Origin of the sequence: Chryseobacterium populi (assembly GCF_000282115.1) — a bacterium.
In the GTDB taxonomy this organism is placed as follows: domain Bacteria; phylum Bacteroidota; class Bacteroidia; order Flavobacteriales; family Weeksellaceae; genus Chryseobacterium; species Chryseobacterium populi.
Genome location: NZ_AKJY01000015.1, coordinates 1 through 15560 on the forward strand (window position 1 = coordinate 1; position 15560 = coordinate 15560).

12 protein-coding genes are annotated in these 15560 nt (G+C 35.1%); 8 read left to right on the plus strand and 4 right to left on the minus strand.

What is annotated here, in order from left to right:
- Window positions 1–159: 159 nt before the first annotated feature.
- Window positions 160–1002, minus strand: a complete 843-nt coding sequence (locus tag PMI13_RS05955) for an RteC domain-containing protein (RefSeq protein WP_007841661.1) — start codon at window positions 1000–1002, stop codon at window positions 160–162.
- Window positions 1003–1352: 350 nt separating this feature from the next.
- Between PMI13_RS05955 and PMI13_RS05960 the strand changes: the two genes are divergently transcribed.
- On the plus strand, window positions 1353–2492 hold the full coding sequence (locus tag PMI13_RS05960) for a hypothetical protein (RefSeq protein WP_007841665.1): 1140 nt from the start codon (window positions 1353–1355) through the stop codon (window positions 2490–2492).
- Window positions 2493–2685: 193 nt separating this feature from the next.
- On the opposite strand, the gene PMI13_RS05965 is transcribed toward PMI13_RS05960, so the two are convergent.
- Complete coding sequence (locus PMI13_RS05965) at window positions 2686–4200, minus strand: serine hydrolase domain-containing protein (RefSeq protein WP_007841666.1); 1515 nt, start codon at window positions 4198–4200, stop codon at window positions 2686–2688.
- Between the two features lie 50 nt (window positions 4201–4250).
- Entirely contained in the window at window positions 4251–5027 is a 777-nt protein-coding gene (locus PMI13_RS20580) for a helix-turn-helix domain-containing protein (protein WP_007841668.1), read from the minus strand.
- A 198-nt stretch (window positions 5028–5225) separates the two neighbouring features.
- On the opposite strand from PMI13_RS20580, the gene PMI13_RS05975 reads away from it, so the two are divergent.
- The 3 genes from PMI13_RS05975 to PMI13_RS05985 all read left to right on the plus strand — a co-directional run bounded on the left by PMI13_RS05975 (window position 5226) and on the right by PMI13_RS05985 (window position 8269).
- Window positions 5226–6233, plus strand: coding sequence for an aldo/keto reductase (locus PMI13_RS05975; RefSeq protein ID WP_007841670.1), 1008 nt, complete (start codon window positions 5226–5228; stop codon window positions 6231–6233).
- Between the two features lie 140 nt (window positions 6234–6373).
- Entirely contained in the window at window positions 6374–7270 is an 897-nt protein-coding gene (locus PMI13_RS05980; RefSeq protein WP_007841671.1) for a helix-turn-helix domain-containing protein, read from the plus strand.
- Window positions 7271–7603: 333 nt separating this feature from the next.
- A complete protein-coding gene (locus tag PMI13_RS05985) occupies window positions 7604–8269 on the plus strand; it encodes a hypothetical protein (protein WP_007841674.1) in 666 nt (221 codons plus the stop codon).
- Between the two features lie 1107 nt (window positions 8270–9376).
- Here PMI13_RS05985 and PMI13_RS06000 read toward each other — a convergent pair.
- Complete coding sequence (locus PMI13_RS06000) at window positions 9377–11146, minus strand: aminopeptidase P family protein (RefSeq protein WP_007841679.1); 1770 nt, start codon at window positions 11144–11146, stop codon at window positions 9377–9379.
- A 301-nt stretch (window positions 11147–11447) separates the two neighbouring features.
- On the opposite strand from PMI13_RS06000, the gene PMI13_RS06005 reads away from it, so the two are divergent.
- The 4 genes from PMI13_RS06005 to pruA all read left to right on the plus strand — a co-directional run bounded on the left by PMI13_RS06005 (window position 11448) and on the right by pruA (window position 15532).
- Window positions 11448–11885 (plus strand): DUF6526 family protein, encoded by a 438-nt coding sequence (locus tag PMI13_RS06005; RefSeq protein WP_007841682.1) that lies wholly within the window; start codon window positions 11448–11450, stop codon window positions 11883–11885.
- 816 nt (window positions 11886–12701) lie between these two features.
- Complete coding sequence (locus tag PMI13_RS21515; protein WP_007841684.1) at window positions 12702–13151, plus strand: DNA topoisomerase IB; 450 nt, start codon at window positions 12702–12704, stop codon at window positions 13149–13151.
- Window positions 13120–13746, plus strand: a complete 627-nt coding sequence (locus PMI13_RS21520; protein ID WP_007841685.1) for a DNA topoisomerase IB — start codon at window positions 13120–13122, stop codon at window positions 13744–13746. The genes PMI13_RS21515 and PMI13_RS21520 overlap by 32 nt, the downstream gene beginning before the upstream one ends.
- Window positions 13747–13906: 160 nt before the next feature.
- Window positions 13907–15532, plus strand: coding sequence for an L-glutamate gamma-semialdehyde dehydrogenase (gene pruA, locus PMI13_RS06015; RefSeq protein ID WP_007841687.1), 1626 nt, complete (start codon window positions 13907–13909; stop codon window positions 15530–15532).
- Window positions 15533–15560: the final 28 nt, after the last annotated feature.

Genomic DNA, 15560 nt, shown 5'->3' on the forward strand with positions numbered 1-15560 from the left:
ATCAATTAGAGAATATTTTATATTTATCAACTGTTTGAAAAAGGGTAAGTCTTCACTTTTTATATATATCTGCTTCATCTTTTTGAATTTTATAAAACATAAAATTAGCTTTTATAAAGAATTTAGAAATTAATTTAAAGTCCAATCCATATTTATAATTTAAAGATCATTGTCCATATATCTTTCAAGTGAATTTATTAAAAAATGTAAATAACGGGTCTTTGTGCCAGCCCTATACTTCATTTGATAAAAAGCATGATGTATATCTCCTAAGTTTACTTTAAAAATATCTTCAAACATCTTAGATATATTAGTTAAGCCGGCTCTTCCATTAGAAATACTATTAGAAATATGAAGTGCATAAATTAGCTCAATAAGCGCATTTTTTGACTCAGTCCATGAAATTTCAATATCGTCATTGACTTTAAAGAAATTTTCGTCTTTGGGTTGTATTTTCGTTTTTTTTGATGATAAATATGAATGCAGCCAATTTAATGCGATTATTTTTGCAGTCTCATAGTCATAATACGTGGAGAAGTTACTATCAATTTCAAAAACGTAACTATTTACTCCTTCCAAAATGTCTATTTGACCTAATCTAAAGTATTTTTCATCAAGATCTGTGCGACCAGAACGATAATACTTGTAAAAGTTGGAGTATTGAAAATACTTTCGATTATCTTTATCAAGAATTTTTAATTGATCTTCATAAAAATTTTCAATTAAATAATCATTAATAGGACTACATGATTCAATTCTAAGAATTCTATTGTAGTATATGAGTTTTCCTAAAATTATAGGTTTAACATGCTTAAAAAAAAATATCTCATCTCGAGTATTATTAAACCCTTTCGCCAATATTTCAGACTTTAGCTTGATTAATAGTTTTTGTAGAAAGGAAATTAAATGACGCATTTCATTTATGACATTTTTTTCACTTCTAGCTATATTTTTTTCTTCATTTTCAATTGCTAACAAAGCAGTCTTGTATAGTTCTTTCATAATGGCTTATCTAGATTAATAATTAAATTTGTTTTTTTTAAATATTATATTAAATTATTATTAATACTATATTTGTATCATATAGTGGCCCGTTACCAAAAAAAGACGCTTTAAAAAGCAAGTTGAACATATTTTTAACAGCCTTAGCCACAAACGTTTAAAATATCTGATATAAGCTAATAATGATCCAATATAAAATACTTTCTAAAATGTCTTACCTATTTTCAAAATAGCAAAAAACACATACTTTCAAAATTAAAAATTCCTCATTTTTATTTTGTGTCTTTCTAGCTATGTTACTAAACAACTCGGATTGTTTCAGTTTAATCAATATTATAACATTCTAATCTATGAATATTTTATTTGATAGGGAACAGCAGGAAATTTTTGGTCCTCAAGGTCACCATCAGAATAACTACACATATTACTCTGGAAGTAATAGAGAAGAAATTATCCAAATAAGATTGCAACTGGAGAAATGGTTTGAAGCCTATCCAGATTCTGACAAAGATGATCTACGCAATAATTTTAAAAATGATTTTGATGCAGGTTTTTTTGAGCTTTTCCTTTTTACTCTATTTCAAAAGATAGGGTATTGCGTAAAGATACATCCAAAAGTACCAAATAGTACTAAGAAACCAGATTTTCTGGTTACTGGATTTGGACAAGAGTTTTACTTGGAAGCAAAAGTTTCATTTTATGATAGTCAAGAAGAAAAATCTGCAAAAAAAATGCTGGCTTCACTTTATTCTGTGTTAGACCAATCAGATATCTCAGATTTCTTTATATATATCAGGCGTATTGCGTTAAAAGGAAATCAGCAACCGAGAGCTAATATTATACGCAAAGCTATGGAAAAAACTATCAATTCCTATGATGTCAATGATTTATTTGAAAAGATGAATAATGGAAAAATTAATCAGCCTTTTATTCATATATATGAAGATGACAATATTTATATAGAATATGGACCAATTCCGAAAAGCAATAAAGGACGTGGCAAAAAAAATCATCGTGCAATTGGTGTCTATGGGATGGATGCAAAGATACTAAACAACGTAGAAAGTTTAAGGAAAGCTTTAAAGGTAAAATCTGGACGATACGGTATACTCGATAAACCGTATCTTATTGCAATAAATGCAGTGGATATGTTGGCTCTAGATAAGGATGATGTAATGGATTGTTTGATGGGTTCAACATGTATCGTACCGGAATTAATTACCAACCAAAATGCATTTCAGGAATTTCGGGAGCATGACGGATTTTTTACAGGTAGAAATGACAAAGGTCAGAATACGCGGGTAAGTGCAGCAATGATCACCAAAATACATCCGAGTAATTGGAGGGATTCAGATTATTGGATTTTTGAAAATGAAATGGCAATACTTCCTATAAATTTAAGGAATTCATCACTAATCATCAGATTTATTCAAGATGGTATAATTTATAGAACCAGCGGGAAATCCTTTGGTGATATCATTGTTTACTGAAATGGTCTTACTGACATTGAGATCGATTTGAAATGTCTTTTCAATTATTATCGAGTTATTTTTAGAATATCACTACCTTTGTAATAAATATTATTAGTTTGTGGGATTCTGTTACCCTATTGTCCCTCAGAAAGCATAAATATCTGTTTATCAGTTATTTTTACTTTTTGCATTGGTAAATAATTTATTAATTTTATTTCTTAATCCTGCTTGCTGTGCGAATTCGGTCCAATGCTTTTTGAGAATCACTATTTACCGGGTTTAAATGTAAGGATTTGACGTACATTTCCTCCGCTACCTTAGTTTGTCCGATTTGCTCTAATGCTTCGCCGTAACTGTTCCATGCGTTATCGCTGATCGGGAACAGTGTGCAGTTTAATTTAAAAACGGCAATTGCATTACTATAGAGCTTGTCTCCTAAAAAAGCATATCCGAGGTTGTTCATTTCATTCTCAGTAAGTGTGAAATTCGCGGTATCCTGTTTATTCGATTCCAACATTTCTGCAGCTATTTTTTCCCCCTTGCTAACCAGCCAGCGGCCATATAGCTTAGTCAGATTCCGTTTAGCAGGTGTTATTTGCTGCCGGTTGAGAATTCGCATTCCGTTTTGTGCATTTCTGTAAATGCCCTCACTTCCTGTATTATCCAAAATGATCACTGTTTGTTTTTTCTCTATGTCATACAGCAATATCGTCACTGCTCCGGCCATACCACCCGCATGAAATAACTGATCTTTATTTCCCGGATCCGTAAAAATAAACCATCCGAGTCCGTCTACTGTATTTCCCAGTCCGCCAATATTCATCCAAACTGCGTTTGGTTGTCCATTTTCAAGTTGCGTGCTTTTTATCGCCTTGTTCACTGTTCCTGGTTTTATCAACAATCCGTCGAAATAATGATTAGCCAGTTTCAGCAGATCTTCACAAGTACTCACAATATTGCTGTGTCCATAAGCCCGTTCCCTGTAATCAGCTGCAGTTTGGTCAATACGGATTCTGTCGGTTGCATAGATTTTGGGATAATCATAGTTCTTTGCCTGATATGTTTGCTGCACCTCTGGATAAGAAAGCAGATAGGTGTTTTTCATACCCGCCGGTTTGAAGATGTGCTGTGCGAGATATCGGTCAAATGATTCTCCGGACACTTTTTCGACCAGGCATGCCAGTAATTCATAGCCTAAATTGCTATACCACCACTTCTGACCCGGTGCAAGTTTGAAACTTACCGGATGCCCGGCAAAAAATTGTAATAACTCTGCATTGGTATGTGGATGCCCGTTTACTTTCTCAAATATCGCCAGTGCTTGCCCTAAATCCTGATCTGATACTCCTGAACTGTGTGAAAGCAGCTGACTGATGGTGATCCCTGGGTAAGGAAAATTTGGAAAATACTTTTTCAGTTCGTCTTCCGGATTTAGCTTTCTCTGATCTGCCAATTGCAAAACGGCAATCGCTGTAAAGGGTTTTGAAAGTGAGGCAAGCTGAAATGCAGTTCGGATGTTGTTGCTTTTCATTTCTTCAAAATCTGCATAGCCAAAAGATTTGTGATAAACTACACGTTCTCCTTCAGCTACCAGCACATTACCATTCAGCCTGCCTTCCTTTGCCAGGCTGGTATAAAAGCTGTCCAACTTTGACTTAACATCCTGTGCATTAGATTTAAAGGTCATTAACAGCAACAACAAACCAATTAGATGAGTCTTAATCATTCAACAAAATTAATGACATTCAGAATAAAAAAATAGAACAAGATTTGCCTTTACAATTTACGAAAAGCTTTCGGCAGTATGCCTGTCTCTGTTTTGAAGGTTCTGATAAAATGGCTTTGATCGGCAAACCCGCAAATGTAACTTATCTCAGAAATCGAAAATTTATCCCGCAACAAGGGTATCGCCCGTTCAATTTTAAGTTTTCTAAGGTATTGGCTTAGTGTACATCCGAAGTATTGGGAAAAATACTTGGAGATTGTGGTAGGATGTACATTTACTATCGTTGCAAGTGTATGCAGGCTGGGAGTTTCCTGCCAGTTGTCATTCAATAGCTGATGCAGCTCCCTTATCCATTTTGGCGGCACTTTATATTTTTTGTTTAGAGGAGAAATAAGCAACTCAGCAACATGGTCGGTCAGAGCATCTTCATTAAATTCTGCTTCTTTAAAAACGCGTAAAATAAGTGATGCATTGATATTATGAAATTTAATGGCTTCAGCAAACTGAACTTCGGTGAGTTCATATTTTGCGAAGAACTCCGGCCTGATCTCCAGGTTAATATTCCGTGAAGGGAACAGCGTGTGATCGTTTTTGTGTACCTCATCACTATGATAAAAAATAACCTGACCTGCAGTCAGCTGGTATTCAGCACCGCGCCGCTGCTCTCTGTTTCCACCATCCAGCACTAAAGTAAGGTGAGCGTGCTCATGAGAATGCCAATCGTTTGAAACAGCCTGATGATAGACTGTATCAACGAGTTGAATACCATTGCCTTCAAATCGGCTGGTGCTCTCCCCAAGGTATGTTCCACTGCTTAGTTTGATCATTTTGCTAAGGTATGATTTTAATCAAATTAAAAAAACGGACAAAAGATGTAGAAATTCCCAACATACAAGTAGTAAAATTACAAAGCGATTATCGGATCCATAAAAATTATTTCCAGGTAATTTGCATACAATAATCATTGTTTTGCATACATCCAATTTTTAATTTCTGCTGAATTTTGTACCATAAAAATCAACGATATGAAATTAAATCAGGTTAAATTAGGAAATCAGGGATTATTGGTTCCGAATATAGGTTTGGGATGTATGGGAATGACAGGTTTCGGTGATGCAGATATGTATGGAAAAACCGATGAAAAAGAAGCTATTGCTACTATTCACCGCTCTCTGGAATTGGGTGGGAATTTTCTGGACACTGCCGATTTATATGGTCCTTTTAAAAATGAGCAACTGATTGCAAAAGCCATTGAAGGTAATCGCGGTCAGTATATTATTGCAACAAAATTTGGTTGGGAGATTGATGACAACGAGCAGGTAACCTGGAAAATCAACGGAACAAAAGATTATGTGAAAAAATCTATCGAACGTTCTCTGAAAAATCTGAAAACAGATTACATCGACCTTTATTATATGCACCGGCTTGATAAGAATACCCCTGTTGAAGAAACTGTCGGAGCAATGAGTGATCTGGTAAAAGAAGGAAAAATAGGTTATATCGGTCTGTCTGAAGTATCTTCTGAAACAGTGAAAAGAGCGCATGCAGTTCATCCGATTTCTGCAGTACAAAGTGAATATTCTCTTTTTGAAAGAACGGTTGAAGAGAAAGGTGTTATCAAGACATTAAATGAATCGGGAATTGGGTTTGTGGCGTACTCACCTTTGGGAAGAGGATTTTTGTCAGGGAATATTAAAACTGTTGATGATTTGCCGGAAAATGATTTCCGAAGAGGAATCCCCCGTTTTCAGGGGCAGCATTTTCATAAAAACATTGAGCTGGTAGAAGCGATTGAAACTCTGGCCAGCGAAAAAAACATTACTTCATCCCAGTTGGCTTTAGCATGGATTATCAGCAAAGGAATTCTTCCTATCCCGGGAACGAAACGCAGAAAATATCTTGAACAGAATATTGAAGCGGCAAGCATTCAGCTGAATGAATCTGAGATCCGGAAACTGGAAAGTATTGTACCTCTGGGAACAGATACAGGAGCAACTTATGATGAATTCGGAATGGGATTGTTGGATTATTAATTTGTAATTTTAATTCTTAGAATAAATTCAACCTCATAGGTTTCAGAAACCTATGAGGTTGATCTCTGAAACACAGTATTGTTACAATCTGGTTTAACCGGAGGACAGACGCCATAAAAAATAAAAAAGTTTAAAAAATTATGAACACGATAAAATCTATTTCGGCATTTCACAGGCTGCTTTCTCTTCCCGAGCCAAAGCATCCAATGGTAAGTGTGATCAACCTTTCTGAAAGTATTTTCATTGAAGATGATATGTGGAAAGGTTTTGTGAGCAGGTATTATTGTATTGCCCTGAAACGTAATGCGAAAGGAAAAATAAAATATGGCCAGCAACATTATGATTATGACAAGGGGGTGTTGAGCTTTACGGCTCCCAACCAGGTCCAGTATCTGGATCTGAAGACGATGGATTGTCAAAATACGGGTTATCTGCTGATTTTTCATGAAGACTTCCTGCTGAAGCATCCTTTGGCGAAAACCATTTCATCTTATGGATTTTTCTCGTATGCAGTGAATGAAGCTTTGCATTTATCTGAAGACGAAGAAAATGATCTGCTTGAAATCCTGCAAAAAATAGATAAGGAATGTCAACATATCGACCACCATACCCAGGAAATTATCTTATCACAGATTGAATTACTGTTGAATTATTCTAAACGTTTCTATCAGAGGCAGTTCATTACCCGAAAAAACGGTAGCCATCAGCTTTTAACGAAATTTGAATTATTTTTAAATGATTATTTTGACAGGAAGTTTTCTAAAAAAGGCCTTTTAACCGTTCATCAAATTGCAGAAGCGATGAATTTATCTCCGAATTATTTAAGTGATCTTTTGAGAATTCATACCGGGCAAAATACACAGCAGCATATTCATGAAAAGCTTATCAGTAAAGCAAAAGAGAAACTATCCACCACAGAGCTTTCCATCAGCGAAATTGCATACGAACTGGGATTTGAGCATTCACAGTCTTTCAGCACACTGTTTAAAAAGAAAACAAATATGTCACCGTTGGAATTCAGGCACTCTTTCAATTAACATTCAATAATTCTCTCAGGTTTTAGTCTTCCGGGTGGGCCCCGAAATGATAAATGTGGGAAAGTCTTCACTAAAATAAAAATCTGTCTGTTAAATAATACGATGAATTCTATTATTTTGTTTATATGTATATATTATTAATAAATCAATAAATAAGGAAATAATTTTGGTTTATTTAATAAAATATTTATATTAGCTGTAAACTTATAACTATAGAATGAAAATCTTAGAGTATTAAAGCAAATAATTTAAGGTTTGGTAATTATTTGCATATTTAAACAAACCAATCATGATTATTAATAACCATATAAAAACAAATTAAACTTAAAAAAAATGAAAAAAGCATTTAGTATTTTAGCAATCGTATCCTTATCGCTATTTACATCTTGTTCAAATAATGATAATAATGTTGATGACAATAGTGTATCATCAAAAACCATCTTAAACAATCAATCATCAGTATTGGGTGATTTAACTGAAGAAGAATTAATAAAAGAATTATCTACAGACCAAAACTTTATCGAATATGGAAGTATAACATTTTCACTTTTTGAGAATATGCCTAATAAAAATAATTTCCGAACTAATTTTAATCAGGCTGATTTTGAACAAGGAAAAGAAGCATATTTTACACAATTGACAGGATATTCAAATGATGAAGTATCAATAGCTCTTGATAAAATGAATGAACTGTTGGCAACTCTTTATAATAAATACCCTCAATTGAAATATAACGGACAGAATCAAGAATTTATAGAAAGAGTAATCGAAAAAGCTGATTTTATTGTTGAAGAAAATCTTGCCATGGCTGCAAAAAGAAATCCTGCCTGCCAGGCTTGTGTAAACAAATGGAAACCACGAATGATTGCTGCTACTATAATTGGTGGAGTTGTTGGAGGTGCTACAGGAGGTTTCTTCGGAGCTTGGGGTGGCGCTGTGATAGGTTTTGTGGGTGCCGGATGGGGAGCTGTTGACTGTCTTGAAGCTGCAGGCTGCTAAATATATTATCTATGAAAACACTAAAATTTAAAGATATTGCCATATTAATTACATCTTTTATTGGTGTGATGTTTTTCGCCTATATTTGGTTAAGTCCAAATTATAATGATACTTTAAATTATAATTACTTAAAAAATAATTTTGGGCAATTTACTTTTTTTGGATTCCTGATGTTGTTTGTTTATAATTGTCTAAAGCTTATCGGGAAAGAAAAATTATTTTTAATATTCATTATTATATCTTTCATTGGTATTTTCATTTTATATCTCTCATCAAAGATATTTTTGTGGCCATTTACAATTGTTCTCATAATATCTTTTTTACTTTTCCTGTCAAGGAAATGGTTAAATTATAAGAAAATTTAAAATATTTTTTTAACTCTGGAATTACTTTTACTCTGTTTCAGAGACTAAAAAGTATTATTTAATCTGAATAATTTACAAAAATGATTGGCTCTACCACAATATCAAGGTAAAGCCAATCATTCTTATTTTACAGTGAAATGAAAACATTAATTATGATGAAAATGTACAATCGGCAACGGCTATCTTGACAATGGTGAATTTATCCCCGGTTTTGTCCATAAATCTTACAGTAAAAAGTTTAACACTTTATAGGTTTAATTTACTATACCACACTGTAAATAAATCAATTAGTATTTATTGAAACATATTTTTCAGGATTTTTTACTTACACTATAATCTTCCATTTTTAATATAAACAGTGATTAAACATTCTACACCTTTCTGAATTTATTTCTTAATAATAAATTGCCTTTTTAATCTAAAAAAATAAAAAATCACCCCATTTCTGGGATGATTCAAACTGCTTTTGTTTATGAAGAAATGATATGATGTCTGTTTTTGTTGATACAAAGATAACAGTCATTATTCCGGCATTCTTCAGGATAATCCCTAAAAATATATCCGTAAAAATACGGTTGTGTAATTCGGAATATGTTTTAATTAATCCTTCCTATCAGCGTCTACAGGGTTTTCCTCTGCATGAAACTTCCACAAAAACAAAGCCCTGCAAGGAACTCCTGCAGGGCTTTTGAAATTTATCTAACAATTCGAGAATGATTCTCAATATTTTTTAATCTTTGATTTAAAGCGGGCTTACCAATTGTAAGAACCATTCTTTAACTTCTCCTTCCAGGAATGGCGCAATTTTCTCTTCACAGGTTTTGTGATAAGTATTCAGCCATTCGATCTCTTCCCCGGAAAGGATTTCTTTTACAATGGTATCTTTAAAGAACGGACAGAAAGTTAAGGTCTCAAACTCATAGAAAGTCCCATGAATTGTTGTTTCTGCCTCTTTTACAGCAATCAGGTTTTCATGACGGATCCCGTAATCCCCTTCAAGATAGTATCCCGGTTCGTTTGAACAAACCATTCCCGGAAGAAGGTCTTGCGGATTCATATCTTTTCTGATATTCTGAGGGCCTTCGTGAACATTCATAAAGCTGCCTACCCCATGTCCCGTCCCGTGGTTAAAGTCTTTTCCTTCCATCCACAACGGGAGCCTGGCAATAGCATCTAAATGAACTCCTTTCGTTCCTTTTGGAAATTTAACCTTTGATAAACGGATCAATCCCTGAAGAACCAATGTAGAATTCCTCTTAAACTCGTCAGAAACTGTTCCCAGCGCCAATGTTCTTGTAATATCTGTTGTCCCTTCAAGATACTGCCCTCCTGAATCTACAAGAATGCTCGCATCATTTGTCACTTCTTTGCTCCCTTCACTTTTTGCGGAATAATGCATAATAGCACCGTTATCCTTATATCCTACAATGCTTCCGAAACTTTCGCCCACAAAATTTTCTCCCTTTTCACGGAAACTTCTTAGTTTTTCCCCGATAGAATATTCATTCATCGCTTCTTTTCCTGCATTATGGGTCAGCCAGTACAAAAATTTAACCATCGCAACGCCGTCCCGCACCATTACTTTCCTGAAACCTTCCAGCTCTGTTTCATTTTTCTGAGCTTTCATCAGATTTCCTGGAACAGCAGCTTTTACAAACTGATTATCAGATTTCAGGGTTTCAAATATCGATTGATTACTATTTGGAGAAATCAGGACCTTTTCATTTTTAAAAGTCTTCAAATGATTGAAGAATTCCCCGTAAGGCATCATTTTTACGAAAGAATCATCCATCTGCTTTCTTGCCTCCACTTCTAATTTTTCTAAATCGGTGAATAAGATCGCATCATTTTTAGTAATGATAATATATCCTAAAAATACAGGATTACTCTGTACATCACTTCCTCTAAGATTAAGGGTCCAGGCTACATCATCCAGACTTGAAATAATATGAACGGTAACTTCCTGTTCTTCCATTTTCTGGCGGATAGCTCCAAGTTTATCGGTTACCGGTTTTCCGGCTCTTTCAACAGGCTGTACAAATATCGGGTTCTTAGAAGGTGTTCCTCTTTCTTTCCAGATTTCTTTCAGGAGCGGAAGGTCGATTAAGGTTATGTTTTTAGCGCTTAATTTTTGAGAAAGCAGTTCCCAGTTGGCATTGGAAGTTGCCAGCGCATTTACAGCCACTTTTCCGCTGGACGGAATTTCAGAAATAATCCAGTCTATGTAATTGGGAGTTCCTTCCATACCGTCTTTGAAAAGATCAATACCGGAACCATCCAATTCTATGGCAGCCTGCGTAAAATACCTTCCGTCAGTCCAAAGCCCGGCTTTATCTTTAGTGATTACCACAAAACCTGCAGAGCCTAAAAACCCCGACAGCCAGGCTCTCTCCTGCCATTCTTCAGGCAAATATTCACTCATATGCGGGTCTGCAGAATATACTATAAATGCATCAACATTATTTTTCTGCATTTCTTCACGAAGCGCAGCTACTTTTTCCTTTGAAGTCATTTTTTAAATTTTAAAACCGAAAGTTACAAAAAAATTGATGGTTACCGGTCAAATCATTTACTCATTTTTCTAACATTTCCAGAAGATTTTCCTCCTGTTCACTTCTATTTTCTTTTTGAAATTTTTCAACCTTTAACTATCTCATACATAAAAAATTCATAATGAAACAGATTTACTTTCAAATTATACAAACAGAAATTGGAAAAATTAAAAAACAGAATCTCTCATTCATATCTATAAAAAACGACAATTTTTATTAAAAATATAATATTTTGGAAAGATTATTGCTATATTCCTCAGTATGAAAAGACAGGATTATAAAAACCATAAGAAATATTATCCGCCACATCATTTCATCTATCTCCCTTTGTTGCTGATATTAGGAGGAACCGGAGTTTACAAGATTTGGGATGACCCGCAGAATAAACTGATCTGGATTTTATTTTCTATCATTATTTTCCTGCTTCTCTACCTGGCTGTTATGGTAAGGCAGCATTATGCTTTGGGCAATCAAAACCGTATTGTGAGACTGGAATTCAGGCAGCGGTATTTTGAAATTTTCAATAAAAGGTCTGATGAGGTCATTGAAAAATTAAGTTTTGACCAGATTTCTGCCCTGAGATTTGCTGATAATGAGGAATTTAAGGAACTTTTATATAAAACACTCCATGAAAATATTTCCGGGGACCAGATCAAGAGATCGATTAAAAACTGGAGGCCGGATTATCATAGAGTTTAAAAGAATAATTTTAAACATCATAAATACCTGCTGCCTACCGATCCAGATGAACAGGTATTTAAACCAATTTTTAGCAGGGATGCGGTGGGAAGTTATTCGGGTTTGTACCGTTGTTGTAATTTTTCACTACTATTTTCGAAGGGTAAAAGCTCTTAACCATTTCTATGGAGAAGAATCAGACTTTGAAATTATTTCCCACCCTAGACCTCTAAAAAAACTATTATTTACCAAGAAACGTTTGTACCACCTGATATATTTTTGTCTGAATTGTTTTTCTATTCCTGTATGAGAATCGATCTAAAATATGGAAGAACAAATACCCGAAAACAAAACATTAAATTATTCACAACATTTCGGAAAGATTCTTGCTATATCTTATTCAATAAAAAACAAAAGCTACATTGTATTCAGCAAATCCATATCAAACCGGAAGTAAAACAGTGTCATTTTAAAACTCTCAAAAAGATATAACGATGTTTCTTAGAAATTAATTCTAGTCATCATTGTACAACCATTCTCTTACGATGGTGACTTTACCTCTATAAAGCATCGCAGAATTCAACTAAAACCAAAATATCAATCATATGAAAAAGTTAACCTTATACAGTATTACTATATTCAGTTTATTACTACTAACAAGCTGTGATGCAATAGAGACTATTTTTAAAGCCGGGATGTGGTGGGGGATTCTTTTAGTGGTAGCGGTTATCGCTATTTTATTTTTAATTTTTTCGAAGGGTAAAAATTCTTAACCGTTTGTATTATGGATAGTGATAATCTTGAAATTATCTCCGACCTTCTAAAATTGTCAAAATTATGAAAGATCCGGTGGCTTCTGCAAAGGCTGTAAATCTGATTTACACTTCCGATACAGAAACTGCCGGAATTATCCGTAAAAGAAAAGGAAAAAAATATCTGTATTATAAGGATGGCAGGAAAATCCTTGATAGAGAAGAGATCAGCAGAATCAACAGTCTGGTAATTCCTCCTGCCTGGGAAAATGCCTGGATCTGCGCTTTGGATAATGGCCATCTTCAGGCGACAGGATTTGATGTAAAAAAAAGAAAGCAGTACAAATATCACGCTCTCTGGAGTGCACTCAGAAACCATACCAAGTTTTATAGGATGCTTCAGTTCGGATATGCTTTACCGGGAATCCGTCTGCAAATAGAACAGGATCTGGCTTTAAGGAATTTTGAAAAAAGGAAAAATACTGGCGCTCATTATAAGCCTTATGCAGCGTACCAATATCTGTATCGGCAATAATGCCTATGAAAAGCTATACGGATCTTTCGGCTTAACGACTTTAAAAGACAAACATGTACAGATTAAGGGGCAGAAATTAACCTTCTCATTCAAAGGAAAAAAAGGAATTATGCATCATGTCGATCTAAAAAGCAAAACACTGTCAAAGCTGGTTCAGAAATGTAAAGATATTCCGGGAAAAGAGCTTTTCCAATATTATGATGAGGAAGGAAACAGGCATTCTATAGACTCAGGGATGGTGAATGATTATATTAAAGAGATCAGCGGGGAAGATTTTACAGCCAAAGATTTCAGAACCTGGTCAGGTACCGTAAATGCTTTAATAGCTTTCAGGGAAATCGGCTATGCTGAAAATAACTCAGAATATAAAAAGAATATAAAGAAGGCTCTGGACATTGTTGCCAGGCATCTTGGCAATACCAGTACGGTCTGTAAAAAATATTACATTCATCCCTTAGTGATCAATCTTTATGAAAATAATACCATCAAAAAGTATCTTGACGAGCTTGAAGATATTGAAATAAATGACGGTAAAGCCGGTCTTACCCGGAAAGAAAAACTGGTCCTGAAAATTCTTGGGAATGAAAAAATGTAAGAGGGGGAAATATTTTCTATCCTAAAGCTGTAAGAGCAAATCAGATATCACTTTAACCTCCGATCATTAGACGAAGTATTATTTACAGAAATTGTTCCTTTCAAAATGAAAGCGTAAATTTGTATGATCAGTAATTTTTAAAATTAAAAACATACATCATATGTCTAAAGCAATTTCGCAAGTACCATTTGCAGTAAACGAGCCGGTAAATTCTTATGTACCGGGTTCTCCGGAAGTAAAAAGTCTTATCGCCACTTACAAAAAAATGTGGGCTGAAAAAACAGAGATTCCGATGGTAATCAACGGAAAAGAAGTAAAAACAGACGAAAAGGTTCAGCTTCAGTCTCCACAGGATCACGCTCATGACTTCGGGTTTTACCACAAAGGTACCATGCAGCATGTGGACGACGCAATCAATGCTGCGCTGGCTGCTAAAAAAGAATGGAACAAGCTTGGCTGGGAACAGCGTGCAGCGATCTTCTTAAAAGCGGCTGATCTGTTAGCAGGACCTTACAGAGATGTAATCAACGCTGCTACCATGATCGGACAGTCTAAAAATGTACACCAGGCTGAAATTGATTCGGCTTGTGAACTCATAGATTTCTTAAGATTCAATGTAGAATTTATGACCGAAATGTATTCTGAGCAGCCGGTTTCCGACAGCGGAATCTGGAACCGTGTAGAATACAGACCATTGGAAGGATTCTGCTTTGCAGTAACTCCGTTCAACTTTACAGCGATTTCAGGAAACTTACCTACATGTATGGCAATGCTTGGGAATGTAGTGGTTTGGAAACCTTCTGACAAACAGATTTATTCTGCTAAAGTAATCATGGATGTTTTAACGGAAGCAGGCCTTCCTGCAGGGGTGATCAACATGATTTTCACAGACGGAAAAGAAACTGCCGAAAAGGTATTGGCTCACAGAGATTTTGCAGGCCTTCATTTTACAGGCTCTACAAAAGTATTCCAGGGAATGTGGAAAATGATCGGTGATAATATCCATAACTACAGAACATATCCAAGAATCGTTGGGGAAACCGGTGGTAAGGATTTTGTGATTGCCCATCCTTCTGCAAATGTAGAAGCCGTAGCTACTGCTTTGGTAAGAGGAGCATTTGAATATCAGGGTCAGAAATGTTCTGCAGCTTCAAGAGCTTATGTTCCTAAATCTCTTTGGGAAGATGTAAAAAAAGTAATGGAAACCCAGATCAATTCAATTAAGATCGGTTCTCCGGAAGATCCTTCCAATTTCATCAATGCTGTAATCGATAAAAATTCATTCGAAAAATGTAAAGGTTATATCGAGAGAGCTCAAAACTCAGGTGAAGCAAACGTTGTGATCGGTGGAACATGTGATGATTCTAAAGGATGGTTTGTAAATCCTACAGTGATTGAAGCAACCAATCCTCAATACGAAAGTATGGTGGAAGAAATTTTCGGACCTATTTTAAGCATCTATGTGTATGAAGATAAAGGCTGGAAAGAAACATTGGCACTGGTAGATTCTTCATCTCCTTATTCATTGACGGGTTCTGTTTTTGCGCAAGACCGTTATGCAATCAATGAAGCTTTCAAAGCGTTGGAAAATGCATCCGGAAACTTCTACATCAATGATAAGCCGACAGGAGCCGTAGTAGGTCAGCAGCCGTTCGGTGGCGGGAGAGCTTCGGGAACAAATGATAAGGCAGGTTCTAAAATGAATCTTCTGAGATGGACTTCCGTAAGAAGTATCAAAGAAACTTTTGTTTCTCCTAAAGATTATAAATATCCTTATCTTGGATAATTTTATCATTAATCAGCAATAAATAATA

What these genes read in the sequence shown, in the direction of transcription:
- PMI13_RS05985 (WP_007841674.1), top strand. Translation starts at nt 7,604, where the DNA reads ATGAAAAAAGCATTTAGTATTTTAGCAATCGTATCCTTATCGCTATTT.
- PMI13_RS05955 (WP_007841661.1), bottom strand. Translation starts at nt 1,002, where the DNA reads ATGAAAGAACTATACAAGACTGCTTTGTTAGCAATTGAAAATGAAGAA.
- pruA (WP_007841687.1), top strand. Translation starts at nt 13,907, where the DNA reads ATGTCTAAAGCAATTTCGCAAGTACCATTTGCAGTAAACGAGCCGGTA.
- PMI13_RS05980 (WP_007841671.1), top strand. Translation starts at nt 6,374, where the DNA reads ATGAACACGATAAAATCTATTTCGGCATTTCACAGGCTGCTTTCTCTT.
- PMI13_RS21515 (WP_007841684.1), top strand. Translation starts at nt 12,702, where the DNA reads ATGAAAGATCCGGTGGCTTCTGCAAAGGCTGTAAATCTGATTTACACT.
- PMI13_RS05975 (WP_007841670.1), top strand. Translation starts at nt 5,226, where the DNA reads ATGAAATTAAATCAGGTTAAATTAGGAAATCAGGGATTATTGGTTCCG.
- PMI13_RS20580 (WP_007841668.1), bottom strand. Translation starts at nt 5,027, where the DNA reads ATGATCAAACTAAGCAGTGGAACATACCTTGGGGAGAGCACCAGCCGA.
- PMI13_RS06005 (WP_007841682.1), top strand. Translation starts at nt 11,448, where the DNA reads ATGAAAAGACAGGATTATAAAAACCATAAGAAATATTATCCGCCACAT.
- PMI13_RS21520 (WP_007841685.1), top strand. Translation starts at nt 13,120, where the DNA reads ATGCAGCGTACCAATATCTGTATCGGCAATAATGCCTATGAAAAGCTA.
- PMI13_RS05965 (WP_007841666.1), bottom strand. Translation starts at nt 4,200, where the DNA reads ATGATTAAGACTCATCTAATTGGTTTGTTGTTGCTGTTAATGACCTTT.
- PMI13_RS06000 (WP_007841679.1), bottom strand. Translation starts at nt 11,146, where the DNA reads ATGACTTCAAAGGAAAAAGTAGCTGCGCTTCGTGAAGAAATGCAGAAA.
- PMI13_RS05960 (WP_007841665.1), top strand. Translation starts at nt 1,353, where the DNA reads ATGAATATTTTATTTGATAGGGAACAGCAGGAAATTTTTGGTCCTCAA.